Source organism: Mucilaginibacter sp. (genome assembly GCF_025359345.1).
GTDB lineage: Bacteria > Bacteroidota > Bacteroidia > Sphingobacteriales > Sphingobacteriaceae > Mucilaginibacter.
Genome location: NZ_JANYGQ010000032.1, coordinates 350,285 through 376,805 on the forward strand (window position 1 = coordinate 350,285; position 26,521 = coordinate 376,805).

23 protein-coding genes are annotated in these 26,521 nt (G+C 42.5%); 12 read left to right on the forward strand and 11 right to left on the reverse strand.

The window, feature by feature from the left end; translation table 11 throughout:
* The first annotated feature begins 24 nt into the window (after positions 1–24).
* Positions 25–2,037 (forward strand): FAD-dependent oxidoreductase, encoded by a 2,013-nt coding sequence (locus Q0R52_RS21985; RefSeq protein ID WP_295798581.1) that lies wholly within the window; start codon positions 25–27, stop codon positions 2,035–2,037.
* A gap of 37 nt (positions 2,038–2,074) precedes the next feature.
* On the opposite strand, the gene Q0R52_RS21990 is transcribed toward Q0R52_RS21985, so the two are convergent.
* The gene (locus Q0R52_RS21990; RefSeq protein WP_295798583.1) at positions 2,075–2,521 is read right to left on the reverse strand and encodes a thioesterase family protein; all 447 of its coding nucleotides are present in this window, start codon (positions 2,519–2,521) and stop codon (positions 2,075–2,077) included.
* Between the two features lie 135 nt (positions 2,522–2,656).
* On the opposite strand from Q0R52_RS21990, the gene Q0R52_RS21995 reads away from it, so the two are divergent.
* Positions 2,657–3,097 carry an Hsp20/alpha crystallin family protein gene (locus Q0R52_RS21995; RefSeq protein ID WP_295798584.1) on the forward strand — a complete coding sequence of 147 codons (441 nt, stop codon included), beginning with the start codon at positions 2,657–2,659 and terminating at the stop codon, positions 3,095–3,097.
* Positions 3,098–3,347: 250 nt separating this feature from the next.
* Here Q0R52_RS21995 and Q0R52_RS22000 read toward each other — a convergent pair whose 3' ends face one another.
* On the reverse strand, positions 3,348–4,115 hold the full coding sequence (locus tag Q0R52_RS22000) for a hypothetical protein (protein ID WP_295798586.1): 768 nt from the start codon (positions 4,113–4,115) through the stop codon (positions 3,348–3,350).
* Positions 4,116–4,155: 40 nt separating this feature from the next.
* Positions 4,156–4,650 carry a YajQ family cyclic di-GMP-binding protein gene (locus Q0R52_RS22005; protein WP_295798587.1) on the reverse strand — a complete coding sequence of 165 codons (495 nt, stop codon included), beginning with the start codon at positions 4,648–4,650 and terminating at the stop codon, positions 4,156–4,158.
* Positions 4,651–4,944: 294 nt separating this feature from the next.
* Between Q0R52_RS22005 and ppk1 the strand changes: the two genes are divergently transcribed.
* From ppk1 to Q0R52_RS22020, 3 genes are all read left to right on the forward strand, one after another.
* Positions 4,945–6,993 carry a polyphosphate kinase 1 gene (gene ppk1, locus Q0R52_RS22010; protein ID WP_252793184.1) on the forward strand — a complete coding sequence of 683 codons (2,049 nt, stop codon included), beginning with the start codon at positions 4,945–4,947 and terminating at the stop codon, positions 6,991–6,993.
* A 3-nt stretch (positions 6,994–6,996) separates the two neighbouring features.
* On the forward strand, positions 6,997–7,884 hold the full coding sequence (locus Q0R52_RS22015) for an ethanolamine ammonia-lyase reactivating factor EutA (RefSeq protein ID WP_252793185.1): 888 nt from the start codon (positions 6,997–6,999) through the stop codon (positions 7,882–7,884).
* A gap of 158 nt (positions 7,885–8,042) precedes the next feature.
* A complete protein-coding gene (locus tag Q0R52_RS22020) occupies positions 8,043–8,603 on the forward strand; it encodes a UbiX family flavin prenyltransferase (RefSeq protein WP_295798592.1) in 561 nt (186 codons plus the stop codon).
* Between the two features lie 42 nt (positions 8,604–8,645).
* On the opposite strand, the gene Q0R52_RS22025 is transcribed toward Q0R52_RS22020, so the two are convergent.
* From Q0R52_RS22025 to Q0R52_RS22050, 6 genes are all read right to left on the reverse strand, one after another.
* Positions 8,646–9,197: a CPBP family intramembrane glutamic endopeptidase gene (locus Q0R52_RS22025; RefSeq protein ID WP_295798594.1), complete on the reverse strand. Its 552-nt coding sequence runs from the start codon at positions 9,195–9,197 to the stop codon at positions 8,646–8,648.
* Positions 9,198–9,406: 209 nt separating this feature from the next.
* On the reverse strand, positions 9,407–9,952 hold the full coding sequence (locus Q0R52_RS22030; protein ID WP_295798597.1) for a hypothetical protein: 546 nt from the start codon (positions 9,950–9,952) through the stop codon (positions 9,407–9,409).
* 67 nt (positions 9,953–10,019) lie between these two features.
* Positions 10,020–11,693, reverse strand: coding sequence for a hypothetical protein (locus Q0R52_RS22035; protein ID WP_295798600.1), 1,674 nt, complete (start codon positions 11,691–11,693; stop codon positions 10,020–10,022).
* A 120-nt stretch (positions 11,694–11,813) separates the two neighbouring features.
* Entirely contained in the window at positions 11,814–13,640 is a 1,827-nt protein-coding gene (locus Q0R52_RS22040) for an ABC transporter transmembrane domain-containing protein (RefSeq protein WP_295798603.1), read from the reverse strand.
* Between the two features lie 76 nt (positions 13,641–13,716).
* Positions 13,717–14,289: a hypothetical protein gene (locus tag Q0R52_RS22045; RefSeq protein ID WP_295798606.1), complete on the reverse strand. Its 573-nt coding sequence runs from the start codon at positions 14,287–14,289 to the stop codon at positions 13,717–13,719.
* Positions 14,289–15,068: an SAM-dependent chlorinase/fluorinase gene (locus Q0R52_RS22050; RefSeq protein WP_295798608.1), complete on the reverse strand. Its 780-nt coding sequence runs from the start codon at positions 15,066–15,068 to the stop codon at positions 14,289–14,291. Before Q0R52_RS22050 ends, Q0R52_RS22045 begins: the two co-directional genes overlap by 1 nt.
* Positions 15,069–15,168: 100 nt before the next feature.
* Between Q0R52_RS22050 and Q0R52_RS22055 the strand changes: the two genes are divergently transcribed.
* From Q0R52_RS22055 to Q0R52_RS22070, 4 genes are all read left to right on the forward strand, one after another.
* Positions 15,169–16,125 (forward strand): PhoH family protein, encoded by a 957-nt coding sequence (locus Q0R52_RS22055; protein WP_252793191.1) that lies wholly within the window; start codon positions 15,169–15,171, stop codon positions 16,123–16,125.
* A 135-nt stretch (positions 16,126–16,260) separates the two neighbouring features.
* Positions 16,261–17,205 (forward strand): phosphoribosylaminoimidazolesuccinocarboxamide synthase, encoded by a 945-nt coding sequence (locus Q0R52_RS22060; protein WP_295798616.1) that lies wholly within the window; start codon positions 16,261–16,263, stop codon positions 17,203–17,205.
* 56 nt (positions 17,206–17,261) lie between these two features.
* Positions 17,262–17,639 carry an STAS domain-containing protein gene (locus tag Q0R52_RS22065; protein WP_252793193.1) on the forward strand — a complete coding sequence of 126 codons (378 nt, stop codon included), beginning with the start codon at positions 17,262–17,264 and terminating at the stop codon, positions 17,637–17,639.
* Between the two features lie 22 nt (positions 17,640–17,661).
* Positions 17,662–18,576 (forward strand): ribonuclease Z, encoded by a 915-nt coding sequence (locus Q0R52_RS22070; protein ID WP_295798621.1) that lies wholly within the window; start codon positions 17,662–17,664, stop codon positions 18,574–18,576.
* Between the two features lie 109 nt (positions 18,577–18,685).
* Here the strand turns inward: Q0R52_RS22070 and Q0R52_RS22075 are convergent, their stop codons facing one another.
* Positions 18,686–19,630 (reverse strand): MlaD family protein, encoded by a 945-nt coding sequence (locus Q0R52_RS22075; RefSeq protein ID WP_295798624.1) that lies wholly within the window; start codon positions 19,628–19,630, stop codon positions 18,686–18,688.
* 92 nt (positions 19,631–19,722) lie between these two features.
* A complete protein-coding gene (locus Q0R52_RS22080; RefSeq protein ID WP_295798626.1) occupies positions 19,723–20,613 on the reverse strand; it encodes an N-acetylmuramoyl-L-alanine amidase in 891 nt (296 codons plus the stop codon).
* Between the two features lie 106 nt (positions 20,614–20,719).
* Between Q0R52_RS22080 and Q0R52_RS22085 the strand changes: the two genes are divergently transcribed.
* From Q0R52_RS22085 to Q0R52_RS22095, 3 genes are read left to right on the forward strand one after another with little or no spacing between them, the layout of a single operon-like run.
* A complete protein-coding gene (locus Q0R52_RS22085; RefSeq protein ID WP_295798628.1) occupies positions 20,720–23,392 on the forward strand; it encodes a putative LPS assembly protein LptD in 2,673 nt (890 codons plus the stop codon).
* Positions 23,392–24,648: a competence/damage-inducible protein A gene (locus Q0R52_RS22090; protein ID WP_295798631.1), complete on the forward strand. Its 1,257-nt coding sequence runs from the start codon at positions 23,392–23,394 to the stop codon at positions 24,646–24,648. Before Q0R52_RS22085 ends, Q0R52_RS22090 begins: the two co-directional genes overlap by 1 nt.
* A gap of 44 nt (positions 24,649–24,692) precedes the next feature.
* Positions 24,693–26,351 (forward strand): 2-oxo acid dehydrogenase subunit E2, encoded by a 1,659-nt coding sequence (locus Q0R52_RS22095; protein WP_295798633.1) that lies wholly within the window; start codon positions 24,693–24,695, stop codon positions 26,349–26,351.
* Positions 26,352–26,521: the final 170 nt, after the last annotated feature.

The following is a 26,521-nucleotide window of genomic DNA, read 5'->3' on the forward strand; positions in this document are numbered from 1 at the left end:
TCTAAATTTAACTGCGGGGACGTAATGAAGATATTTAGAAGATTTAAGCTGAGTTTATTACTGCTGTTACTGGCGGATAACCTGGTTGCGGCGGATGCAGTTCATGGTTTCGATGTGGTAGTGTATGGCGGTACTTCGGCAGGTGTTATTGCGGCGTATACGGCTAAGCAAATGGGTAAATCAGTTTTATTAATTGAACCCGGCACGCGTATAGGCGGATTGACAACGGGGGGCTTAGGTTATACTGACATCGGAAACAAATATGCCATAAACGGCTTATCACTTAATTTTTACCGTAAAGTAGGGGAACATTACGGGGCTTTTGAACAATGGATATTTGAGCCGCATGTTGCCGAGAATATCTTTTTGTCTTATTTAAAAAGGGCTGATGTACAGGTGTTGTATAGCTACCGGATTACCGGTGTCGGCAAGGCCGGGCTGAAAATAAGAACTATTACACTGGAAAATGCACTCACACCCAGCAAATCAACCAACAAAGTCATTAAAGGCAAGCAATTTATCGATTGCAGCTATGAAGGCGATTTGATGGCGAAAGCAGGTGTCTCATATACTGTAGGAAGGGAAGATAATAAGCAGTATAACGAAACTTATAACGGAAGCCAGTTTAGGGAAAAACACCAGTTTCCGGATAGTATCAGTCCGTATAAGATCCCTGGTAACCCGGCAAGCGGCTTGTTATGGGGAATAAGCAACAATAACTTACTGCCTAGCGGCGCAGGCAATAAAATGGTGCAAACTTATAATATTCGGGTTTGCCTAACAAAAAATTCCAAAAATCGTATCCCTATTACGATGCCCGATGATTACAAGCCGGAACGATATGAATTGTTGATCCGTTTAATTGAAAAAAAATCTTTTAAGAATATTCGTGATTTTATGACCGTAAGCGAAATGCCGAATGAGAAAACTGACATTAACAATAACGGCCCGTTCTCGACGGACATGATCGGTATGAACTGGAATTACCCTGAAGCCGGTTATAACGAACGTTCTGCCATTTTTAAGGCGCACGAAAACTACATCAAGGGCCTTTTTTATTTTGTAGGGCACGACTCGCGCATTCCTTCGGAAATACGAACTCAAATGCTGCAGTATGGCTATCCGAAAGATGAATTTTTAACCACCGGGCATTTTACCGGTCAAATGTATGTGCGGGAAGCGAGGCGGATGGTTGGAGAATACGTGATGACGCAGGCGAATTGCCAGGGCAAGGAAGTTGTAAACGATGGCATAGGTATGGCTGCGTATACCATGGACTCGCATAATGCCGAACGAATTGTGGTAAATGGCATGGTAAAAAATGAAGGTGATGTGCAAATTGGCGGCTTTGGCCCTTATCCTATATCATATCGCAGCCTTGTTCCCAAAGCTGCGGAATGTAGTAATTTATTGGTACCGGTGTGTTTGTCGGCAAGCCACATTGCCTATGGATCTATCCGGATGGAGCCTGTCTTCATGATGTTAGGACAATCGGCAGCGGTAGCAGCATGCATCGCTATTGATGGTAGTATGCCTGTGCAGCAAGTAGCGGTACAAAAAATTCAGTCGAGACTAAAGACAAACCCATTAGCAGATGGCAGCACAGCGGAAATTTTAGTTGATGACAATGACGCCAACAGTGTAGTAACTAACGGGAATTGGAAAAGGATAGCTGGTATTGAGGGATGTTACGGGCCATCGGTCTATGCAAGCGATAGCTTAGTTAAGCCGGCTGATTTCGTCAAGTTTTCGCCGGATATTAAAAAGGAAGGTAATTATGGTGTGTATTTTTATATTTCTAAAGGTGCAGGCAGGTCGTCAAATATTAATATCCAAATAAACAGTGCTGCCGGCGATAAGGAGATGAATATTGATGTGAATAAAATAAATGTTAAAGGACAAACAGCCGGTGAGTGGGTTAATATGGGTGTTTATCATTTTTCACACGGAAAAACAAGTTCGGTAACTGTAACCGGCAAAAATGCCAACGGAATAGTGCTGGCGGACGCTGTACTATTTGTACCTGTGAGGGATTAATTTTCAATTGCGGAAACAGTTTTTCAGTTGCTCACTATTAATTGGTATTCGTAATCAGCCTTGGTTCATCATGGGCGATCATCTTTTCTCTTTCTTTATCCGGAATCGGGACAGATTTATTCCTGGTGTAATCGTAGCTTATGCAAACCGTTTTACCGGTGGTGCAAATTTCCTCACCATTTGGCGTTACGCGCACTAGTAGGTACATCATATCAAAACTACTGTTACCTATTCGTGTTGTACGAACATAACAGTAAACTTCATCTTCAAGCGTAATTGGCTTAAGGTAATTAACCTCCGATCTGCCAACAATAACGCCGTCTTTCCGTAAATTCCAATCGGTAATTTCCTTCCAGTAGGCAAAACGGGCTGCTTCAAAATAGGTAAGGTATATAGCATTGTTTACATGACCCACCGCATCGATATCTGAAAAACGAAGGGCTATAGGTGTTCTAAACTTATAATCGGATATTTTTTCACTCATAAAATGTCATTTTGTCTGTAGGTTTTGTAATTTAACCGACATAATGTCTGCTTGTGCTCGTTTTTTTTGCGTTGGTACAACAGTTGATTAACCTTCAGCAAATATATTAAAAGAAAAACTTAGGAGAATATAATCATGACATTAGTAAAATTTGCAAACGGACAAAAGAACCACGGCGTTAATCCATATTTCAGCGACGTATTTGATTCAATTTTAAACGATTCGTTTTTAAGCGATAAATTATCAAGCCGCGTTCCTGCTGTTAATATTGCAGAAACCGAAAACGAATTCCAAATTGAATTAGCTGCACCAGGCCTGAAGAAAGAAGATTTTAAAATCAGTCTTGACAAAAACGTGTTAAGCGTATCGGCCGATAAAAAGGTTGAAAACGTTGAAGAAGGCAAAAAATTCAGCAAACGCGAATATAGCTACAATTCATTCACCCGCTCATTCACTTTACCCGAAACTGCTGATGCTGCTAAAATTGAAGCAGAATATGTTGACGGTGTATTGAAGCTGAACGTAGCCAAGAAAGAAGAAGCTAAAATTCAGTCACGCGAAATAGCTGTAAAATAATTATCCGGAAGAAGGGGAGTCTGAAAAGACTGGTGACAAGGATTAGAATACTGGATGCAAAGTCGAAGTAAGACTTCCCCAAGCTGGAATTTAAAATAAAAAGAGTGTTTTCATAATAGTTGGTTTAGTTTGATAAAGGCCGTTTCCGAAAGGAGGCGGTCTTTTTTTTATTCTTCATGCTGTGTCAAAATCAACTGGCTAAATGGAAAAAGTTTACAGGTAAGCGAGCCATTAACCAAACGCCGTGAATTTATTCTTTCCTTTTAAATCCTTGGATTATTTGATAGATGGTAAATATTATAGTAATCGCGCCTAATAAAACAAAATAGTCGTTGTTTTTCTTATTCATTATCTCTATAGATGACCCCTCAATGATAATTTCATCAACAGAGTATGAAGTTGGATTATCAACACTAACAATATAATATTTCCCAGGTTGTCGATAGAAAACTTCAGCGCTGCCAGAGTAACAATTAGGCGTGTCCGTTGCTTTTAACCTAATAATCCCGTCATTATACGATTCTTTGAATGTTTTTTTAATGTAATCTGATGCTTTATACGAGATTGTATCATTTTTAAGTCGATTTGAATCATTTAATGAATTATCGGTCAATATTGCTTTATATAACATTAAATCAACGCTTCTATATTTTGAAGCCGTCCGTTGATAGGAGCTATCATAAATCGTTAATTTTACGGAAATTAGAATTTTCTCGTTTGGTATAAAAGCACGTCGAGTTTCATATCGAACAGTGTAGACCTCCTTTGAAGATAGGACTGATTTTGGATAATCTGGATAGTTAATTGAATTTGTACGAATTTGAATTTGAGGGGTAAAATAGTCTACTGCAGCGGCACCAACAATAATTAAGACTATTATTAAAAATAGGAGTTTAGTCCAATGGGCCTTAAAAGCCGATTTAAAATTCGTTGGCTTCGATTTTATAGCAGTAGCGCTTTGTATACTCTTGTTTCCTTGTTTTGGCTGTTGTAGTACATGTCTTTTTTTTATTTTCATGTTTGAAAATCAAGTCGCTATTAAACCTGCTTGTAATCCCTTAGTCTCGCATATTAATATACTGTAAGGGCTGCCCAAAATCATCCTTACGGCAAAGGGCTATTACGGCTTGTAAATCATCAATCTTTTTAGCCTGCACGCGTACCTGGTCGTCCATAATTGATGCTTGCACCTTCAGTCCGCTATCTTTTATCTTTTTAACAACTTTTTTTGCCGCTTCTTTATCAAATCCTTCCTTGATTTTTATCTCTTTACGTATCATGTTTCCCGAGGCAGATTGCACGTTGCCGTCTAAATCCAAAGCTTTTGGGTCCAGGTTTTGTTTTACCATACGGCTGATAATAGCATCGCTGATAGCCTTTAACCGCATATCATTTTCCGTAACCACGGTTATCACGTTGGTTTTTTTATCAAGGTCGATAGTGCTTTTGGAATCGTTAAAATCATAACGGTTTAAAATCTCTTTTTTTGCGATGTTAATGGCATTATCAAGCGTTTGGCCATCTATTTTGCTTACAATATCAAAGGTTGGCATAATTCAAGGTAAATTTGGTGTGGGACAAAAATAGTGAATTTTAGTTCATAGTTGATGGTTCATAGTTCATAGCCGAAAAGGAATTAGTAGCAGGGGTAAGTAGCAGTAGCAGTTACATCCGTTGGTAAAATAGGATATTAACGACTGCTAACAACTCACAACGGCTACTATGAATTATGAACCATCAGCCATGAACTAAATAATAAAAACACATTAACATACCAAGGAGTTAATATTAAGTTAACATTTAAATAAGCAGATTTGTAACCAAGGCCGGGGCCGCTCCCTTTTTATATGGATATTAAGCACATACCTTTAATTAATCGTGAAATTAGCTGGTTATACTTTAACGACCGCGTTCTGCAGGAAGCCGCCGACCCCTCTGTTCCGCTGATTGATCGGATAAAGTTCCTCGCTATCTTTTCATCAAACCTCGACGAATTTTACCGCGTAAGGGTCGCAACACTAAGCCGTCTTGCCAATTTGAATGAAAAAGCTAAGGAAATTTTAGGTTATAACCCCAAGAAAGTCCTTAACCAGATAAAGAATATCGTAGTACGGCAAGAGCGCAAGTTTAATAACCTGTACGAGAACATCATTGTAAAGCAACTTGCCGAAGAAAAGATATTTATTTTGAACGATAAGCAGCTTAACGTAAGCCGCGGCGAGTTTGTGAAACGTTATTTCAGGGAAAGCTTGTTAGCCACCCTGGTGCCTATTATGCTCGATGAAAGCCTGCCGCTTCCCGAACTGCGCGACAGGGCGATTTACTTTTTTGTAAAGCTTACCAAAAATAAAAAATCGCGGCTGGCGCTTATTGAGTTCCCGGATAGCTTGCCTCGTTTTATAGTACTGCCGGAGACTAATAACCTGAAATTTATCATTTTACTTGATGATATTATCAGGTATAGCCTTGAGGATATCTTCTTCATATTTGAACATGATTCTGTCGAGGCTTACTCCATCCAGCTTACCCGCGATGCGGAACTTGATCTGGATAAAGAGGTAAGCGAAAAATTTATCGATTCGCTTTCAAAAAGCTTGCAAAAGCGTAAAAAGGGCAAACCGATGCGTTTGTTGTACGATTCGGAAATGCCGCTGGATATGCTGAAGTACCTGGTAAACAAAATGGGGCTGAGCGGCGAAAGCCTTATCCCCGGCAACAGGTATCATAACTTTAAAAATTTTATTGCGTTCCCTAACGTGGGCCGGCCTGAACTGGAGTACGAAAAAACCGTTGCTTTGCCTGTTGATGGTCTGTCATTTGGTAAAAGCCTGATGGGGATGATTGCCAAAAAAGACTACCTGATCAGCACGCCTTATCAGTCATATGATTACGTGATCCATTTTTTGCGCGAGGCTGCTATCGATCCAAAGGTAAAAGAGATAAGTATCGCCGTTTACCGCCTTGCCGAAAACTCGCGCATAATGCACGCGCTGATGAGCGCCGCCAAGAATGGTAAAAAGGTAACCTGCCTGGTTGAGCTTAGGGCCCGGTTTGATGAACAAAACAATATATCCTGGAGCCGCAGGCTGGAAGAAGAGGGCGTTAATGTGCTTTACGGCATAGAGGGCTACAAAGTACACTCGAAAATTTGCCTGGTGATGCGGTTAGAAAAGGAAAAACCAGCTTATTACGCCTGCTTGTCAACAGGGAACTTTAACGAGAAAACTGCCCGAATGTATGCCGACCATACCTTGCTTACTGCCAATAAAAAAATAACCGCCGACCTCGTAAATGTTTTTAAGGCATTGGGCAAGGGAGTGTTACCCAAAGGACTGAAAAGCCTTATCGTATCTCCGATTGACGCGCGGCCTGCAATTTATAAGCTGATTGACAATGAGATAAAGAACGCTAAGGCTGGCAAAAAGGCTTACATGATATTGAAGATGAATAGCCTTGCTGACGAGCAATTGATAGCCAAGCTATACCAGGCCAACAATAGCGGGGTTAAAATAACGCTTATAATAAGGGGAATGTGCTGCCTGATAGCGGGCATGAAGGGCTATAGCGAAAATATAGAGGTCTTAAGTATAGTCGATAAATACCTGGAGCACGCGCGTGTGCATATTTATTGCAACGGCGGCAATGAGCTTATTTACCTAACATCGGCCGATTTTATGACGCGCAATATCGACACCCGGGTTGAGGTTGGCTTCCCGATATACGACGAGCACTTAAAGAAAGAGGTGCGGGATATTATTGACTTGCAACTAGAGGATAACACCAAATCGCGCGAGATAAATAGCCACAACACTAATAAATATCACAAAACAAAGTCAGACCACCCTCAACGGGCACAGGTCGACATTTATAATTATTTGAAATATAAAGTACAATAAAAATTGAGATACGCCGCGATAGATATAGGTTCGAACGCAGTCAGGCTACTGATTGCTGACATCATTGAAAACAATGGTTCTGTTTCCTTTAAAAAAAATACACTTATTCGGGTTCCGTTGAGGTTGGGTGATGATGCTTTTTTGGATCATAAATTATCCGACAAAAAGACGGCCGACCTCATTAAAACCATGCAGGCTTTCAGTAAATTAATGGAAGTTTATAAAGTGGTTGATTATATGGGTTATGCTACTTCGGCAATGCGCGAGGCGAATAATGGGGGAGAGATAGCTAAACAAATAAAAACAGAGGCCGGGCTGGATATTGAAATAGTGCATGGACAAAAAGAGGCGGGGATGATTTACGCCAGTCATGCTGAACAAACTATAGATAAAAGTAAAAACTACCTTTATATTGATGTAGGCGGCGGCAGCACGGAATTGTCGTTTTTTTCGTCTGGCGAAATGTGGGCTTCACAGTCGTTTAATATCGGCACCATCCGCATGCTCGATAACCAGGATACCGAAGAAAACTGGAACGATATGAAGGATTTTATTCGCGAAAATACAAAGCAATTTAAAGTGATATCGGGTATTGGTACCGGCGGAAACATCAATAAGCTATATAAACTTTCGGAAGAAAAAGATAAAGCGCCTTTAACTTTCGGTAAATTAAAAGCCCTGTACAGTTATTTAACTTCCTTTTCGCTTAAAGACAGGATAAATGTGCTGGGTTTGAACCAGGACCGCGCCGACGTAATTATACCCGCCTGCGAGATTTATATGACCGTTATGAAGTGGGCGAACATTAAAAATATATACGTACCCACCGTTGGTTTGGTTGATGGTGTTATACAAACACTTATCGAAAAGAACTTTCCAAAGGCTGGTTAAATTTATTTTAAGAAATTATTTAAAAATTAAAAAACTTATTACTACTTTTGTAGTGCCCTCTAAAAGGGCATGTTTTTCATAGGTAGATGTAGGGTCGAGTATTTATATTCGACCCTTTTTTTGTGCCTTTAAGTCTGTAGATTTGTCGCTGTATGGAAATGAAGAAAAAGATTGTAGTTGCAATTACAGGCGCCAGCGGCTCGATATACGCAAAACTATTGCTTGAAAAGCTGCAGGTATTGCAGTCGCAAATTGCTGAAGTTTCGGTTGTGATGTCGGATAACGCCAAAGATGTCTGGAAGTTCGAGCTGGATAACGAAGATTATAACAGCATCACATACAAAATATATCCCAAAACTGATTTTATGGCGCCGTTCGCATCCGGTTCCGCAAAATTTGATACCATGGTGATAGTGCCTTGCTCAATGGGTACGCTTGGTCGTATTGCGGGCGGAATATCAGACGATTTGATTACACGTGCAGCCGATGTAATTTTAAAAGAGCGCCGCAAGCTGATTTTGGTAGCCCGCGATATGCCGTTTAACCTTATCCATATCCGCAATATGCAAACTGTAACGGAAGCAGGCGGAATTATTTGCCCGGCCATACCATCGTACTATAGCAAGCCGCAAACCATCGAAGATTTGGCGATGACGGTGGTTAACCGCATTATTGATCTTATAGGCTTGGATAATGAGAGTTATCGCTGGGGGAAATAACAAGTCGATAGTCTTAAGTCCGAAGCCATGAGTCGGGATATCTCAAAAAAGCTGGAATATACAGGCCGTTAAATTAAAGGCGAAGTGGATGGAAATACCATACCACAAGGTGTTTTCTTTAATACGTATGTAACCCAAAAATACCGCCAGGGGAAGCAGCCAGACGAGGCCAACAATTTGAAGATGCAGTATCGCGAACAAAAAAGCCGTTACATAAATTGCTTGCTGCTTGTCGGAAATTTTCAGCAGGCTTTGCATCAGGTAACCTCTAAAACCTAACTCTTCAAATACAGCAGGCGTTATCGCAGTAAAAAATACAATTATGGCGCTGTACAAGAAACCGCTCCCTGTCGCCTTATCAAAAAGTTCATTATTAGGGAAAATTACAACGTTTAGCCAACCCATGGCATAATGTATACTAAATGCGCCGGTTATTGTTATGGCCAAATAGGCACACAGTTTTTGCCACGAAAAACTTTGCCAACTGAGCAACTTTTTGTTCTCTCTCCAATTGATTGCGAAAAAGGCAACTATAGTAATCCATAGTGCCACCTCGAAAAAGAAAGCCCAAAAGGTAGTATCAAAATATTCCACATATTTTGGTAGCGCACACGAAACGATTAGGATAATGTAGAAAAGGGTTGCCTGCTTAAGCAAAGGCCATTTACTTTCTGCCTCTTGTAAACCTTGACTATTCTGATGCGCTCCGCATATGTTGCAGAATTTACTCTTAGCGTTTAGAGCAACTCCACAATTAACGCAGGCCGGTTTCGCTTCAATTAGATTGTCTTCGAGGTCCAAATTTATACTATGTTATGCTGCCGTTTTATTTTTTCAATGTCAACTGCCGATTTAATACCTTTTATTAAATAGCCTATAATTACGCCAATTATTATCAACGAAACTAAACCAATGCTTCCGGGGTTATTAACGATTATTAAAATTTCTACAACTACATACAGTGCCAGGCCCGAAATGAAACATGCTAAAGGCTTTTTCGCACTGTAGCCAGCCAATGCTACAAATAACATGGCTAATATCAAATTAGGGATTACAATGGCCAACATGTTATCTACTCCCCAAAAATGCCACGTATTCACCAGGCCAGCAAAAATAAAATAACCCGCAAGGTAATATAATGTCTCACCTGCGTTTTTTACCCTTTTTGTAAAGGCAACCAGGTCAAAATCAGATTTGTTTTGCCTATAAATGAACCTCTTTTGTTCATCGGGAGTGCCTTTTAATGGGTAACCGCAGTTTGCACAATAAACATCAACATCACTAATTGCTGTAAAGCAGCCATCGCAACGTAAAACCGGGGAAGGGGGTGTAGCAAAAGAATTTTCCATTTAATTACATGGCAAGATTTAAGACCTACTAATATAATTAAATAATAGATTTTTTGGATAATACGGCTTAATTCAAACCCTCCACAAACACAGGCGTTTCAGTCACTTGTAAAGTGATTTTTCCAATTGTGGTGTTCATATGTTTGCTATCCATCATATCAGCACCAATTTTTAAACTGTGGATGTTTGCTTTTTTAGCGCCACCTAAGTCAAGCGTGTAGCTGGCTTTTCGATTTGTTTCGTCGGGGATGGTTAGTACATACATGGTTTTATTGCCCAGTTTGTATTGGTCAACCAATGGGTCGTTACTAATGGTTTTGATATAGCTATAGTCGCCCATTAGTCGGGTGGTTTGCAGGATATAATCTGCAGCCGGCCTTCTTTTTATCCCTTCGGCAAGGCCTGAGGTGGCGTATTGCGAGGTGCCGCCGGCGTGATCGTCAAATAGCTGGTAAAAAAATACACGTTTTACGCCATAACGGATGTACAGGAGCGAGGTGCGTAAAATCCAATCGGCCTGGTTTGCCAGCACAGTTTTCAATCCTATCGATTCGGCTTTTTGATAGCTTTCCTGGTTGATGTCGTAACCCGTTTCGGTTACCCAAACTTCGGGATGCCCCGGCAGGGAATTTGCCAGTTTCACAAACTGATTGGCGACCTCACCAGATATAGACAATTCCGGCGCTATACCAGTGGCTGCCTTCTTTTGCTTCCGTACATCGCCGTTGTTCGAATACAGGTGATAGTTAATCACATCGAAACATAAATTAACGCTGCCGTCAGCTTTGAGGCCACGGTTTGTCCTGCACCAGTCGATCATACGTTGCACAAATTTTACGTCGGCGGTTGCCAGGCCGCCCATAACCACCTGCATATTGGGGTCGGCGGCTTTTACGCCAACGCCCTGCCCAAGCTTGCCCATATTGCCGTCATAAAACGCTGACATGTTTGCTGCATATTGCTCGGCAGTTTGATGGGTTTCGTCACCGCCCCACCAGCGGTCGCGCTCGTTGCCGCATTCAATATATTTTAGCAGGCCCATACCTACCAATGGTTCATTCGGTATGTCGCCGTTCCAGCGTTTGCGGGTGTCAACTTTTATCAGCGATTTATCAATGTTCTTGTTATAGCCATACCTTGCCGCTAACTGGAAAGCCATTCGCGCCTGGTCGGCGTATGATGCCGGGTCGTTCAGGCTTTGCCCGTATGCCACCGGGGCATTGTCGTTGTCGCGTGAGCTGGCAGGATAGGTGTTTTGCAGCCAATCGGGAATGTTTTTTAAATCCGCCAAAACTAAAATGCCATCCTGCTTACAGCGCTGGTAAATCAGGTCTTCATTCCAGCCTCCGTTATTGGTGGGGTTAAAGGTGTAATTGCCTTTAGTGGTTTCAACCCGGTTCCAGTTGAGATAATGCCGCATGCCCGAGAAGGTTTTAATCAGCGCCATGTTGTCTTCGTAAATGTGCTTACGGTCGTTGGGGCTGCCGGGGTTCTCCAAAAAATTCCACTCGTAACCATTTATGCCAAACATATTTTTTAATGGTACGGTATTATTACTGTGATCAGTATTAAGTTCGGGCTGATTTTTAGCGTCTATTTTATTAGTATCGGGACTGCTGGCCGCTTTGTTTAAATATTCAACACTATCCACTGTAGCTTTCGAGCTCGAACGGCAATTGATATTAAATAAAACGATGGTTATAACTATAGCAGCAGGCTTGTAAAAGTATCTCCAATTCATAGATGGGTGTTCGCGTTACCGCGTAAATTTAAACATAAAACCGCCTTAATCATCTATCGTAATAGAGTTTAGGGGTGCGGCTTATACGGATTCAACCCCTCTGTGGTTATAGAAACCGGATTAATTTACTTCAAATTGTAGCGCACTCAAATATCTGTAAAGCCCCTGCTCGTTGGCAAGTAATTCCTGGTGACTGCCCGACTCCACAATCTTGCCTTTCTCCAGCACAATTATCTTATCCGCTTCCCGGATGGTCGAAAGGCGGTGGGCAATAATGATTGATGTACGGTTTTTCATTAATTCTTCCAGTGCCTCCTGCACCAAACGCTCTGATTCCGAATCTAATGATGATGTGGCTTCATCAAGTATCAGTATCGCCGGATTTTTTAGCAAAGCCCTTGCAATGGCTATGCGCTGCCGTTGGCCGCCTGATAATTTCACCCCGCGTTCACCAACAACGGTATCATATCCTTCGGGGAACGACATAATAAACGCATGCGCATTTGCGCGTTGGGCTGCCTGGATAATTTCATCTTCTGTGGCGATAAGTTTACCGTAGGCGATGTTTTCTTTTATTGTACCGCCAAACAGCAAAACGTCTTGTGGCACAATGGCTACCTGGTTACGGATGTCGGTTAAAGAGTAATCCGATGCCGGCCGGCCATCAAACGATATAGTGCCGTTTTCGGGATGATAAAACTGCAGTATCAACGCCGCCATGGTTGATTTTCCTGAACCGCTTGGGCCAACTATCGCCACGCGCAGCCCGGCATCGGCATCAAACGAGATGTCGTTCAAAACGGTTAATTCCGGTCTCGACGGGTAGGCGAACTCCACGTTTGTGAATGACAGGTTACCTTTTATTTTTTGTTGGATGACGTTATCCTTGTCGTTGATAGATACGTCTTCGCCTTTTTCGTCCAGGATTTCCAGCACCCGCTCACTGGCGCCTACTGCTTTTTGTACATTGGCATACAGATCAGGGAAACTGCCCATGGCACTGCCCACATAGGTGGCGTACAGGGCAAAAGTAAACAGCTGGCCAACCTCCAACTCATGGTGGCTCACCAGTATACAGCCGTAACCTACGATCGCAACTACAGCGCCGAATAAGCAAAACACGATGAAGGACACAAAAATGCCGCGATATTTTGCGCCTTTGATGGCTATATCGGCCACATCGCGAATGTTTTTGCCATAGCGCCCGGCTTCAAAGGCTTCATTAACAAAAGCCTTTACATTTGCTATGCCCTGCAGAGTCTCTTCAACAATCGTGTTCGATTCTGCCAGCTTATCCTGTGCCTGCCGCGATAATTTGCGGATGAATTTGCCAAAAAATATTGCGAAAACAATTAGCGGCGGCAACAGCACGAGCAAAGCAATAGCAAGTTTTACAGATATTATTGCCATAGCAGCTATACCGCCTATTAATAAAACGGATTGCCTTATCATTTCGGCGATGGTGGTGGTCAGTGTATCCTGTATTTGTGATAAGTCGGCCGAGATACGGCTGTTTAGTTCGCCAACCCTTCGGTTCGAGAAAAAATTCATGGGCAGGGTTATCAGCTTAAAATAAGTATCGCGCCGTATATCAGCAAGTGAGCGTTCAGCTACATTTACAAACCACAATATCCTGAAAAATGAGACAAAAGCCTGCACAAATAACACGCCAAAGGCAAGCTCCAATATACCCTTTATAGTGCCTGGTAACCAAGGGTTGGTATGTGCTCCTTTTGCGGTATCAATCAACCCGCCAATAAACGCCGGGAATGCCAGGCCAACCAGGCTGGATAAAAACAAGAATACCAAACCCGCTATAAACCTTGCACGGTAAGGTTTAATATAAGCCAGTAACCGAGAAATTTTATGCAGCGTTTGCCTGTTTAGTTTTGCTTTGGGTAGTTCAGCCTCGGGTGCATTGCTGCTGTTTAATCGTCTTCTTGCCATTTAATGTAATGCTATTTTGAAGGTTAAGACGATTGGCGTTTAAAAATATTTTAACCGCCATAAAGATAAGTATAAACTACCTGCGACTGCTACTTTTGGGGCTTGCGCTACTTGTAGCGCGTTTGCCTTTTACCGGTACACTTTTCTTTCGGCGGAACACTATCATCAGGAAAATTAAAACAGCTAATACAATTATGGTGATGATCATCATTTTTCGCACTTCCGCTTCGTGTGCATTGTCTTTTTCGGCCTCCAGTTTTAAAGCGCCTATTTGCGCCCGCAGTTTGTTGATGGTTGACATGTAGCCGAGCGTACTGTTCTCGGTCTCTTTAGTATGCGTCAGTACCTGTTTTTGCTGAAAGGTGCGGTACTCGAGCAGGATTTTTAACTCACTGTAGATGTCGTTGTCGGTTTTAACAATGTCCATCAAAATTTCGTTGGAGCGACGGATATCTTTTTTTGTTTGTAAGCCGAATATGCCGGTGTGTTTGTCGAGACTTTCATCGTATTGCCCAAACTTCACTGCGCGCTGGGCAAGCATGGTGTTTATTTTTTTACGCTGGAGCTGGTAGGCAAGGGAATCAGTTTTGAATTGGGCGGATGCTCCGAAAAGTACAAGCGATAAAATGATTGAAAGGAAACTTTTCATTAATCCTCAAAATCAATAATCACACTATCACCTAAGCCCAACCCCAGTAAGCCACTGGCATTGCCTTTATTGATAGCAATTTCCAAATGGTCGCTTATACCAAACAAGCAAAGTTTTTCGCCTTCGGGTACTTCGTTGTAATGCCAGCTGAGGTGATTGATGGTTTCGTTGCGCTTAAATGATAGTGTAAAGCGCCGGTTTTGCTGTACCCGGTTGAAGAACTCTTTAGTAATATTGGTAATTACGTTTTGGAACGAATCGATATAAATAACCACGCCTTTTATCAGGTTTTTTTCGATAACAGGTTGCAGGTTCATTTTTTTCTCAAAGTCGCTCACGGGCAGGCCTATTTTGGCAAGGGTGCCTCCCTTAGCGAGGTGACAGGCAGCTTTCACAAAAATATCTGCCAGTGGAAAGTGCAGGAACTTCAAATCCTGCATGATGTTTAACTCAACAATTTCTTCTGCATCTTCCTCAAACATCAGGCTGAAAATTCCATTATCGGCGCCAACAAAATAATGATTGCGGTATTTTACAGCCAGGTAGCGGGTCTCGGTATTAAATACGGTATCAATACCTATTAGATGCACCGTTTCGTCCGGAAAATAATAAAAACTATTTTTTAATATGAAGGCGGCCTGCTGTATATTGTAGGCGGCAACGCTGTTGGTAATGTCAACAATGTTAACGGTGGGCAACAATTTTAGGATACTGCCTTTAAGGGCGGCCTGATAAATATCTTTATCGCCCAAATCAGTAGTTAAAGTTATTATTGCCATTAATTTTTTAGATATTTATCGCTAATCTTGTACGTGCATTTAGTGCCTACAAATATTCAATTTTAATTCATAAAAATCTGCAACTAAAAATCAATTTGTATTGAACGAGCTTAAATTGTCAATTGAACAAATCAACCCGGCAGTGCTATGGGGACCTAATAATGATCATTTCGAGATCATTAAAAAGCAGTATCCAAAGCTAAAAATAGTGGCCCGGGGGAACGAGGTGAAGGTATTGGGCGACGATCACGAGCTGAATATATTCCAGGAAAAGTTTCAACACCTGCTGCAGCATGTTGAGAAATATGAAAATTTAAACATCACCGACCTTGAACGCATTCTTGGGTCAAGCATCGAAGCGCCAAAGGCGGATACCTCGGCAGATAAGTTTGCCAGCGGCGAGGTTATCGTGTTCGGCCCCAACGGTGTAATGGTAAAAGCTCGTACCGCCAACCAGCGCAAAATGGTTGATTGTATTAATAAAAGCGATATACTTTTTGCCATTGGCCCCGCAGGTACCGGTAAAACTTATACTGCCGTTGCTTTGGCTGTAAGGGCGCTTAAAAATAAAGACATCAAACGTATCATATTAACCAGGCCGGCAGTTGAAGCAGGGGAGAACCTGGGCTTTTTGCCAGGTGATCTTAAAGAGAAAATAGATCCGTACCTGCGCCCTTTATATGATGCTTTAGATGATATGATCCCGGCTGAAAAGCTGAAATTTTATTTGGAAAACCGTACCATCGAGATTGCACCATTGGCATTTATGCGTGGCCGTACGCTTGACAATTGCTTTGTGATACTGGACGAAGCCCAAAATGCCACCGATATGCAGTTGAAGATGTTTTTAACGCGTATGGGGCCATCGGCTAAGTTTATTGTTACGGGTGACGTTACCCAGATAGATTTACCAAAAAAGCAACAGTCAGGTCTGCATACTGCGCTGCGAATCTTAACCGATATAAACGGAATTGAAATCGTGTACCTAAGCGGCGAAGACGTAGTAAGGCACAAATTAGTAAGGAAAATATTAGCTGCTTACGGCGATATACAATAGAGAAGGTTCATAGTTCATAGTTAGTGGTTCATGGCCATTTAAGTATGAATTGTGGATTTGAGTTAATTATTGACACGATAGATGAGGCCGCGGTAGCTGCTATGAACTGTCATCTATGAACCATGAACTAACACAATGAACGCAATAAAACAAACAAACTTCAGCTTCCCGGGCCAAACCAGTTTTTATAAAGGTAAGGTAAGGGACGTTTATACAATTGATGATAAATACCTGGTAATGGTGGTTAGCGACCGCATATCGGCTTTCGATGTGGTGCTGCCCGAGGCAATCCCTTACAAAGGGCAGGTGTTGAACCAAATTGCAGCTAAATTTTTAGCAGCAACGTCAGATATAGTGCCTAACTGGGTAGTAAGCGTGCCTGATCCAAGTGTAACCATTGGCCGCATCTGTGAGCCATTTAAGGTGGAGATGGTAATACGAGGATACCTGGCCGGCCATGCATGGCGCGAGTACAGCGCGGGCAGGAGGCAGGTTTGCGGTGTTAGTCTGCCCGAGGGCCTTAAAGAAAATGATAAGCTTTCTGAAGCGATCATTACACCTACCACCAAAGCATCGGTAGGGCACGACGAGGATATATCAAAAGAACAAATACTAGCGCGTGGAATCGTTTCGGCCGGAGACTATGAGCAATTGGAAAAATACACCCGCGCATTGTTTGCACGCGGTACCGAAATTGCCGGCAAACAAGGTTTAATTTTGGTAGATACCAAATACGAGTTCGGGAAGGTTGGAGACACAATTTACCTAATAGATGAGATACACACCCCTGACTCCTCAAGATATTTCTATAGTGACGGTTATAGCGAACGGCAGCAAGCCGGGGAGCCCCAAAAACAGCTTTCGAAGGAATTTGTGAGAAAGTGGCTGATTGAAAATGGTTTCCAGGGAAAGGACGGGCAAGTAGTGCCGGAAATGACGCCGGAGATTGTTCAATCTATCTCTGAGCGCTATATAGAGCTTTTTGAACAAATTACAGGCGAGCAATTTGTTAAGCCCGGTGGCGAAAATGTGTTGGCCCGCGTTGAAAAAGCTATAAATAATGAGCTTGCCGTGTTGTAATTTTTTTTATTGTCGACAAAATAATTATATCTTTAGCCTTTAATTTAAACAAGAAAATGAAATTTACGGTTGACAAGCACGAGAAATATATTCTGTTAAAGCTGAATGAATCAAAATTGAATTCATTAATAACGCCACAGCTTAAATCTGAATTGATATTAATCAATACTGAAGGTCAGCGGAATATTATTTTCGACCTTTCACAAGTTAAATTTGCCGACTCATCGGGACTAAGCAGCTTATTGGTTGGCCATCGCCTTTGTAAAAATGCCTCAGGCACATTTATACTTACCGGCCTTAACGAGCCTGTTGCCCGATTAATAACTATTTCCCAGCTCGACAGTGTGTTGTCAATTGTGCCTACATGCGAAGAAGCTATCGATTTAGTTTTTATGGAAGAAATAGAAAAAGAACTAAAAAGAGAAGCAAAATAGATATTCCGTTTGTTTACCAAGTATGAAATTTGAGGTAACAATACTTGGCAGCAGTTCTGCAACCCCCATTTTTAATCGAAACCCAACATCGCAAGCGGTCAACATAAATGATCGCTGGTATTTAATTGACTGCGGCGAAGGCACTCAGCAACAAATGTTGCGCTTTGATATAAAAGCAAGCAAAATTGACCATATTTTCATCAGCCATTTACATGGTGACCATTATCTTGGCTTGGTAGGCCTGCTTTCATCACTTCACTTAAATGGGCGTATTAAGCCGCTGCATATTTATTGCCCGGCACATTTGAAAGAGATTATTGATATACAGCTACTCTATTCAGAAACAACCATTCAATACCCGTTAGAGTACCGTTTTACAGATGCCGAAAAGGTTGAAGTTTTGTTGGATAACCAGGATATCACCGTTGAAACAATTCCCCTCAATCATCGTATTGCCTGCACCGGTTTCCTGTTTAAGGAAAAGAAACGTTTGCGCAAATTAATGAAGGAAAAGATAGAGCGATTGGGTGTTCCGATATCACATTATTCAGCGCTTAAAAAGGGGGAAGATTATGTTGCTCCTAACGGTGATATTTACAAAAATGATGCACTCACAACAGATTCAAGCGACCCCAAATCATACGCTTATTGCTCGGATACGATGTATGATGAACGGTATTTTAAACAGATAAGTGATGTAACCATGCTGTATCACGAGGCTACCTTCCTGGATAATATGCTGGACAGGGCACTTGAAACTCACCACACCACTGCACTGCAAGCCGGCGAAATTGCGCTAAAAGTAAATGCAAAGCGATTGTTGATCGGCCATTTCTCGGCACGCTACAAAACGTTAAACGAATTGCTGGAAGAAGCCCAAAGTGTTTTCAAGGATACGGAACTAGCGATTGAAGGACGGACGTTTATTATCGAGTAGAACTGTCCGATAGACCGAAAGACTGATTATTTCACGATCGGAACCCTACTAAACAAAAAGTCCGGAAACCATTTTTCGGACTTCTGGACTTTTCTGACTTTCTGACTAATTAGTCTTTCTTCCCGCCAAACACCGAAAAGCTGACATATCGCTTCGGATGGGCTTTCAAATCGATAAATAAGGCATTAAGATTAGCTGTAGCATCCTTCAGGTTGTTGTACATCTTATCGTCGTGCAGCAGCAGCCCAAGTGTACCCTGGCTGGTATTTATTGAGGCTATGGTTGCCTGTAAATCAGCCATGGCCTTGTTAGCGTTATCAAGCGTCTGTTTAATGTTTGCCGCGGCAATATCGTCGCTTACTTTTTGGAAATTGCTGGTGATACCGTTTAAGTTAGCCGTACTGTTTTTTAAATTACCCGACACTGTTTCTGCATTCGCTAATATTCCGTTTATGTGTTCGGTTTGACCACCTACCAGTGCGTCAATCTTTTTGGTAGTGCCTTCCAGTGTTTGCAGGGAGTTTGCGATACTTGTAAAGCTCCTGTCGACATTTCTCTGGAAATTGGGGTTCAAAATTTTATTTATTGATGCCAGCGACGAATCGAGCTTGTTTATCAGGTTCTCGGCTTTCATTTGTATCGGCTGCAGGCTCTCGGCCAGGCTGCCCTGGATGTCGGCACGAAGTGTATCGGTATCATCTGCAAAGGTATTGCTGTTGCCGTATTCAAATACAATAGCCTTACCGCCCAATAGGTCGGTGCTAACCAGTTTTGCCAGCGTGTTTGAAGGTACGTTATACTTACGGTCTACCTTAAACTCAACAACGGTGTGCCCATCTTGCCTTAGGGTCATTTTTGCCACATTGCCGATAGGGAAACCATTTACCAATACTGGTTTGGAAACTGAAAGCCCGTCAACGCTCCTATACACTGCATAATACTTATTTGAGCCGCTAAAAACATCGTTGCCTTTTAGAAAACTGTATCCAAGTATAAGCACGGTAATTCCGATGGCCGTTAGCGCGCCTATTTTAGTTTCATTTGATATTTTCATAGTGATGTAATGGCTGTTGAAATGTTGTAACCTTGAAAAGCTGTAAAGTTAGAATTATTTTGTTTGTCTTCCTGACTTAACTCTATAACCAATTATTGCGATACTTGTTCTACCTCGGCCTTATAACTTCCTAAGGCCCGTACTATAGTAGCTACTATTGCATCCTGGCCGGCTTCGGAGTTTAAGTAGTCTTCTTCCTCGTGATTATTTATAAAGCCGGTCTCAACCAATACTGCCGGCATTGCGCTGTGGCATAAAACCAGCACGCCCTGTTCTTTAACACCGTCGCTGCGGCGGCCGTCGCCTTCGGTAAACTCGGTATTAAGCATATTGGCAAAATGTATGCTTTGTTTGCGGTATTTGGCTTTAAATGCGTTTATTGCTATAATAGAAGCAGGATCGTCAAGCACATTTTGCTGCTCACTGTTGTCTTTTTCCTCAAATAAGTTTTCGCGTAAGGCTTCCTGTTCCTCTTCCGACCGGTGAAAACCATAAACCAGGAACAAAACGCCTTTACCCGAGCGGTCAGGAACGGAGTAGCTTTTGTATACAGCTTTACCATGTTTATGGCCAACAACTTCGCGCACCCGCCTGTCTGATAACGAGTTGCAATGGATTGATATAAATAGGTCGCCCTTATTTGAGTTAGCAATTTCTGACCGCGTTTTTAAGCCAACGTCGGCCTCGGAAGTGCGGGTCATTACCACTCTCAGGTCGGGTATATCTTTTTCTATCGCCTTTTGTAATTTAAGTGCTATGGCAAGCGTTACATTACTTTCTGTAGAATACGAGCCGGATGCACCGGAATGGGAACCGTTGGGACGTGTACCATGCCCTGCGTCAATTACAACTGTTTTAAGCTTGTACCCGGCAGTAACCGTATCATGCTTTACAGGATTAATTATTGCAAACGAAAAACAGGGTAAAGATGTAAGTAAAACCGATAAACCGTAAATCAATCTTTTCAATGCCTTATTTTTCATTATTTTTGAACGCTGTTAACTATATCTGCAAAAATACTATTCATAATCAATTTTGAAATTCACAAGTCTTTTTTTTCTGATTGCAATACTCTTAATAGCAAATGTGATGGCTTCATCACGTACCGGCTATGCCAACTATTATACACTACAAACGGATACAACTAAAAAATCTGATACAACTAAGACTAATAAACCTACTAAAGGTAAAAAAACTAAACCAATAAAGGGCACAAAAACTACAGGTGCCCCTAAAGACACCAGTAAGGACGCCTCTGCAGGCGACTTAAAATCGGAAGTAAAAACCCATGCCGATGATTCAGTGATAACAGATAAGGTGCACGATATTACCTATTTATATGGAAGGGCGCGCGTAACTTACGAGGATTTTGAGCTCGATGCCGACTATATCCGGCTCGACCAAAAAAGACACCTGATATTTGCTAAAGGCAGTATCGACCCTTTAACTAAACGGTATGTAGGCAGGCCTATCTCCAAGCAAAGCAAAGACAAACCTGTTGAATCAGACTCATTATTGTTCGACTATAAAACCAAAAAGGGGCTGGTTTATAACCCGTTTTCGAACCAGGACGGTAATTACCTGTCGGGTGGCGAAGTAAAAAAGCTTAACGAAACGGAGGTGGCCTATCACAATACAATTTTTAGTACCTGTGATTTACCTCAACCCGATACGCACTTTGGTATCGTAATAACAAAAGGCATTGGCGAAAAAAACAGGATAATATCGGGGCCGGCTTATCTCGAGATAGAAGGAATCCCGTTGCCGCTGGCTATTCCGTTTGGTTTTTTCCCGAAACCTGATACACGGGCGTCGGGCGTAATTATTCCCACATTTGGGGAAGATCAGAAGCTTGGGTTTTATCTCCGCAATTTCGGCTATTATATAGGAATAAACGATTACGTGGATTTAACTACTATGGGTACGGTTTATTCAAAAGGATCGTATGAGTTAAATACTACGGCACATTATAGAAAGAGGTATAAATATGACGGTACGGTATCATTAAGCTATGGTTCGCACAATTACGGGCTGGAGGGCGACCCCGCTCAAAAGGATTTTAACATAACCTGGTCACATAGTCAGGATCCTAATGCACATCCGGGAAGTACCTTCAGTGCGCAGGTAAATGCCGGTACATCAACGTATTATAGAAACGATCCGGCTCAAAACAACTATAATCTTAACTCGTTAACACAGAATAACTTACGATCTTCAGTTAACTACAGTAAAACCTGGGCCGGTACGCCGTTTAACTTAAGTTTCGGTGTTTCGCATAGCCAGGACCTGAGCGCGAAGACTGTAACGCTGCAATTACCGACATTGAGTTTTACAATGGCTTCTATTAACCCGTTTGACTCAAAAGACAGGGTAGGTGAGCAAAAGTGGTATCAGAAAATAAGCTTGAGCTACAGCCTGTCGGCAACAAACGAAGTGGATAACATACCGGAATCTCAATTATTTAAAGGCAGTATTTTAGCAAAACGGCTGCAAACCCGAGCGGTGCACCAGATACCCCTGGGCATTAGTTTAAACGTGGCCAAGTATTTCCAATTCAGTAGTTCGGCCAATTATACCGAGCACTGGTATTTACAGTCGATAAATGAGCGTTACGTGCGTGGCGGTGTAATAACAAACGGCATTATACCGGATGCGAATGGTCTTGTACGTGATACGTTAAGCGGCTTCAAAAGAGCAAGTTCTTATAATTTTAGCACAGGCGTATCAACCAAGGTGTACAGCACGTTCAACTTCAAAAAAGGCAACCTGGTTGCCATACGGCATGTGATGACGCCATCCATCAGCTTTAACTACAGTCCTGATTTTGCCGACCCAAGTTTTGGTTATTACAAAACAGTTGTAAGCAATGCACTGATCCCATTGCCAGCACACACCAGCACCTATTCTATCTTTCCGGACAACTTTCCTTCGGCAGGTAAGCAGGCCGGTATAAGCTTCAATTTGGATAATACCATCGAAATGAAGTTAAAGCCCAAAGCCACTGATACGTCGGGAAAGGCGAGAAAAGTGCATTTAATTGATGGTTTTTCTTTATCAACTTTTTACAATTTCGCCCAGGACTCGTTGAAATTATCGCCCATATCGTTTTCGGCGCATACGGCAATCTTAAACCAAAAGGTCAACCTGAGTATATATGGGTCGCTGAATCCTTATAAAGTATTGGTAATTGATACGATACAAAACCAGCAGATAACAAAGTTTACCCGGGAAATAAACCAGTACCAGTTTCCGAAGCTTACCAGCATCAGCTTTTCAATGAGTGGCAGTTTGAATTCGACGTCGTTTAAACCGCATTTGCCGGTTACACCACAAAATACGTTGCAAACCATCACCCCCCAACAGGCGCAAAGGCTGGCTTTTATTAACAGCGACCCCAGTGCCTACATTGATTTTAACGTACCCTGGAACCTGTCGTTCAATTATAACTTCAGCTTTAATAATAATATTATCAGCACAAATTCAACCAACACAGTAATGTTAAGTGGCGACGTGAGCGTAACCAAAGGGTGGAAGATACAATACAATACCAATATCGATTTAAAAGCAGGCAGACTTGCCGTAAGTTCGTTCTCGATATACCGCGATTTGCATTGCTGGGACCTTAACGTGCAATGGGTACCGTTCGGCATATATAAATCATATAATGTTACTTTAAAAGTTAAAGCCGCGGTTTTGCAGGACCTTAAACTCAGCAAAAGAAGCGACTACACCAGCAGTTCATACTTTAACGGCAATCAATAATGCTTGCAGAAATAATTACCATAGGCGACGAAATACTCATCGGTCAGATTGTTGATACCAACTCGGCATGGATGGCGGCTAAACTAAATAACATAGGTATCAGGATAAAACAAATTTCGTCTGTATCTGACGACCGGCAGCACATTTTAACCGCATTGGCGGAGGCGGCGAACCGGGCCGATGTAATACTGATAACAGGCGGACTTGGGCCGACCAAAGATGATATCACCAAAAAAACACTTGCTGAATACTTTAACGTGCGCATGGTTGAAAACAAGGATGCGCTGGCAAATGTTGAAGCCATTTTCAGGAGGATAAGAGGGACGTTAACCGAACTGCTCGAAGTAAACAAACAACAGGCTTTGGTGCCCGAAAATTGTGAAGTTATACTGAATGATAATGGTACTGCTCCGGGTATGTGGTTTAATCATAACGGGAAAATCTATATGTCGATGCCGGGTGTGCCGCACGAAATGATGTACATGATGGAGGAAAAGGTAATCCCGAAGCTTAAGGCATCGTTAAAGCTGCCCTTTATTATCCATAAAACAATACTAACGGTAGGAGAGGGCGAATCGTACCTGGCGCAACGGATTGCCGATATTGAAGATGTATTGCCGCCGTACATTAAATTGGCTTACTTGCCCAAACTTGGCCAGGTGCGGCTAAGGCTCAGCGGCTATGGTGAAAATGAAAACCTATTAAGTGATAAGGTAAATGAATTTGCTGCCCGGATAGTTGAGCGCGTGAAAAACGTTGTGGCCGCCGAAGAAGACATTACCATAGAAAAAGCGATACTCAACTACATGGCTGCAAAAGGCCTTACCCTATCGACTGCCGAAAGCTGTACAGGCGGGTATATCGCTCATTTAATAACTTCGAATGCAGGCTCATCCAAAGTATACCTCGGGGGGGCTGTCTCCTATTCAAACGAAATAAAAGAAAGCGTGCTGGGCGTTAAACATGAAACCCTGGCGCAATTTGGCGCGGTAAGCGAAGAATCAGTTAGGGAGATGGTTGAAGGTGCGCTAACAAATTTTAACTCCGATTATGCCATAGCTGTTACCGGTATTGCCGGGCCGGATGGGGGCACGCCCGACAAGCCGGTTGGGACCGTGTGGATAAGTGCTGCCCGGGTGGGTAAAACAGTGGTAAAGAAATTAACATTTGGGAATAAACGCCGCCAAAACATCGAAAGAAGCGCAATTACAGCCTTAAATATGTTGAATACTTTACTGCACGATTACGATAAATAACCGGAAATTCCGCTAATTTTGGGCTTGAATTGATATATTGTCATATGGCGAATTATAAACTGTTGCTGCCAAAAATGGGCGAAAGTGTTGAAGAGGCAACGATAATCAGGTGGACCAAAAATCCGGGTGATTATATAGAAGCCGACGAAACAGTAATGGAAATTGCTACCGACAAAGTAGATTCGGATGTTCCATCGCCGGTATCGGGAAAACTAGTTGAAAAGCTTTATAAGGATAACGATGTAGTTAAAGTTGGCGCCGTAATAGCGATAATTGAAACTAACGAACCAGGGGGCGAACCCGCACCAGCGCCAGCCGTAGAACAGGTTCAGGAACAACCGGTTCAGCATACACCGCCACCTGTGCCCGTACAACAAGCTCCAGAGGCGCCGATACAACACACACCGCCACCCGTGCCAATAGAGCATACTCCGGCACCTGTGGCAACCGCACAAGTTGAGTCGAAGCCGATTGAGGAGACAAAGCCTCCATTATTCAGCGAGCAAAGAAGAGACTACGCCGAGCCTGTCGCTGTGCCATATACCGAACAATTGCAACTAAAAGCTGAAGACAAATCAGAAGATGCTATAAAAGGCGAATCGCGGTTTTATTCGCCATTGGTGAAAAACATAGCTGCCCAGGAAGGCATCAGTAATGCGGAGTTAGATAAAATACCCGGTACAGGCGCCGAAGGCCGTTTGACAAAAGACGACTTGCTGGCCTACGTTCAGAATAGAACGCAAAGCGGGCAACCAACAAGTGCTCCTGTTGAAGAGCCTGTTGCTGTTGAAACTCCAAAAATAGAGCCGGTACAAGAGGCTGAACAGCCTGCTGTTGAAGCACCCGCACCACAACCAATTGCTGAATCGCCAAAATCGGAGCCGGTAGTTGAGGCTCCTAAGTCGCAGCCAGCAGCTGCCGCGGCAACTCTTGAGCCGACTGCTCAGCCAGAGCCGGCCGAAATAAAAATGGCTAAAGGCGTTTCGTTATCAAGCGGTGATGAAATAATTGAAATGGACAGGATGCGCCGCTTAATTGCCGACCATATGGTAATGAGCAAGCAGACCTCGGCACATGTTACGTCGTTTGTTGAGGCCGATGTTACCAACCTTGTTTTATGGCGCGAAAAGATAAAATTGAGCTTTGAGAAACGCGAGGGGCAGAAGATTACATTTACGCCGATATTTATTGAAGCGGTTGTAAGGGCCATTAAGGACCTGCCGATGATAAACATCCAGGTGAACGGCAACCAGATTATAAAGAAGAAGGATATTAACATCAGCATGGCTACCGCCTTGCCAAGCGGTAACCTGATAGTTCCGGTTATAAAACGTGCCGATGAATTGAACCTGGTGGGTTTAACCAAAGCTGTTAATGATTTAGCCAGCCGCGCCCGTGAAAATAAACTGAAACCTGATGATGTACAGGGTGGCACCTTTACGCTTACCAACGTAGGTACCTTTGGGAATGTTATGGGTACACCGATAATAAACCAGCCACAAGTAGCCATCCTTGCCGTTGGTGCGATCAGGAAAAAGCCCGCAGTAATCGAAACGTTGCAGGGGGATATGATAGGTATCCGCCACATGATGTTCCTCTCGCTATCGTATGACCATCGCGTTGTTGACGGTGCGCTCGGAGGGTCGTTTGTAAGGCGTGTTGCTGATTACCTCGAAAATTGGGAGACCGACAGGGAGTATTAGACCCCCGCCCCCCTAAAAGGGGAGTTTGAATAGAATATTTAAAGTTCCACCTATTAGGCGGGACTTTTTTGTTTTATACTATTATCAAAGACACCAACAACGTTTTTGACGCGCTTTCTCTTTAAGTTAATTTGCAATCTCAGTAGTAACACTAAAACTACACCAATACA

Coding starts and splice junctions, on each gene's coding strand:
- Q0R52_RS21985 (WP_295798581.1), top strand. CDS start 25: ATGAAGATATTTAGAAGATTTAAGCTGAGTTTATTACTGCTGTTACTG.
- Q0R52_RS21990 (WP_295798583.1), bottom strand. CDS start 2,521: ATGAGTGAAAAAATATCCGATTATAAGTTTAGAACACCTATAGCCCTT.
- Q0R52_RS21995 (WP_295798584.1), top strand. CDS start 2,657: ATGACATTAGTAAAATTTGCAAACGGACAAAAGAACCACGGCGTTAAT.
- Q0R52_RS22000 (WP_295798586.1), bottom strand. CDS start 4,115: ATGAAAATAAAAAAAAGACATGTACTACAACAGCCAAAACAAGGAAAC.
- Q0R52_RS22005 (WP_295798587.1), bottom strand. CDS start 4,650: ATGCCAACCTTTGATATTGTAAGCAAAATAGATGGCCAAACGCTTGAT.
- ppk1 (WP_252793184.1), top strand. CDS start 4,945: ATGGATATTAAGCACATACCTTTAATTAATCGTGAAATTAGCTGGTTA.
- Q0R52_RS22020 (WP_295798592.1), top strand. CDS start 8,043: ATGAAGAAAAAGATTGTAGTTGCAATTACAGGCGCCAGCGGCTCGATA.
- Q0R52_RS22030 (WP_295798597.1), bottom strand. CDS start 9,952: ATGGAAAATTCTTTTGCTACACCCCCTTCCCCGGTTTTACGTTGCGAT.
- Q0R52_RS22035 (WP_295798600.1), bottom strand. CDS start 11,693: ATGAATTGGAGATACTTTTACAAGCCTGCTGCTATAGTTATAACCATC.
- Q0R52_RS22040 (WP_295798603.1), bottom strand. CDS start 13,640: ATGGCAAGAAGACGATTAAACAGCAGCAATGCACCCGAGGCTGAACTA.
- Q0R52_RS22045 (WP_295798606.1), bottom strand. CDS start 14,289: ATGAAAAGTTTCCTTTCAATCATTTTATCGCTTGTACTTTTCGGAGCA.
- Q0R52_RS22050 (WP_295798608.1), bottom strand. CDS start 15,068: ATGGCAATAATAACTTTAACTACTGATTTGGGCGATAAAGATATTTAT.
- Q0R52_RS22060 (WP_295798616.1), top strand. CDS start 16,261: ATGAACGCAATAAAACAAACAAACTTCAGCTTCCCGGGCCAAACCAGT.
- Q0R52_RS22065 (WP_252793193.1), top strand. CDS start 17,262: ATGAAATTTACGGTTGACAAGCACGAGAAATATATTCTGTTAAAGCTG.
- Q0R52_RS22070 (WP_295798621.1), top strand. CDS start 17,662: ATGAAATTTGAGGTAACAATACTTGGCAGCAGTTCTGCAACCCCCATT.
- Q0R52_RS22075 (WP_295798624.1), bottom strand. CDS start 19,630: ATGAAAATATCAAATGAAACTAAAATAGGCGCGCTAACGGCCATCGGA.
- Q0R52_RS22080 (WP_295798626.1), bottom strand. CDS start 20,613: ATGAAAAATAAGGCATTGAAAAGATTGATTTACGGTTTATCGGTTTTA.
- Q0R52_RS22085 (WP_295798628.1), top strand. CDS start 20,720: ATGGCTTCATCACGTACCGGCTATGCCAACTATTATACACTACAAACG.
- Q0R52_RS22090 (WP_295798631.1), top strand. CDS start 23,392: ATGCTTGCAGAAATAATTACCATAGGCGACGAAATACTCATCGGTCAG.
- Q0R52_RS22095 (WP_295798633.1), top strand. CDS start 24,693: ATGGCGAATTATAAACTGTTGCTGCCAAAAATGGGCGAAAGTGTTGAA.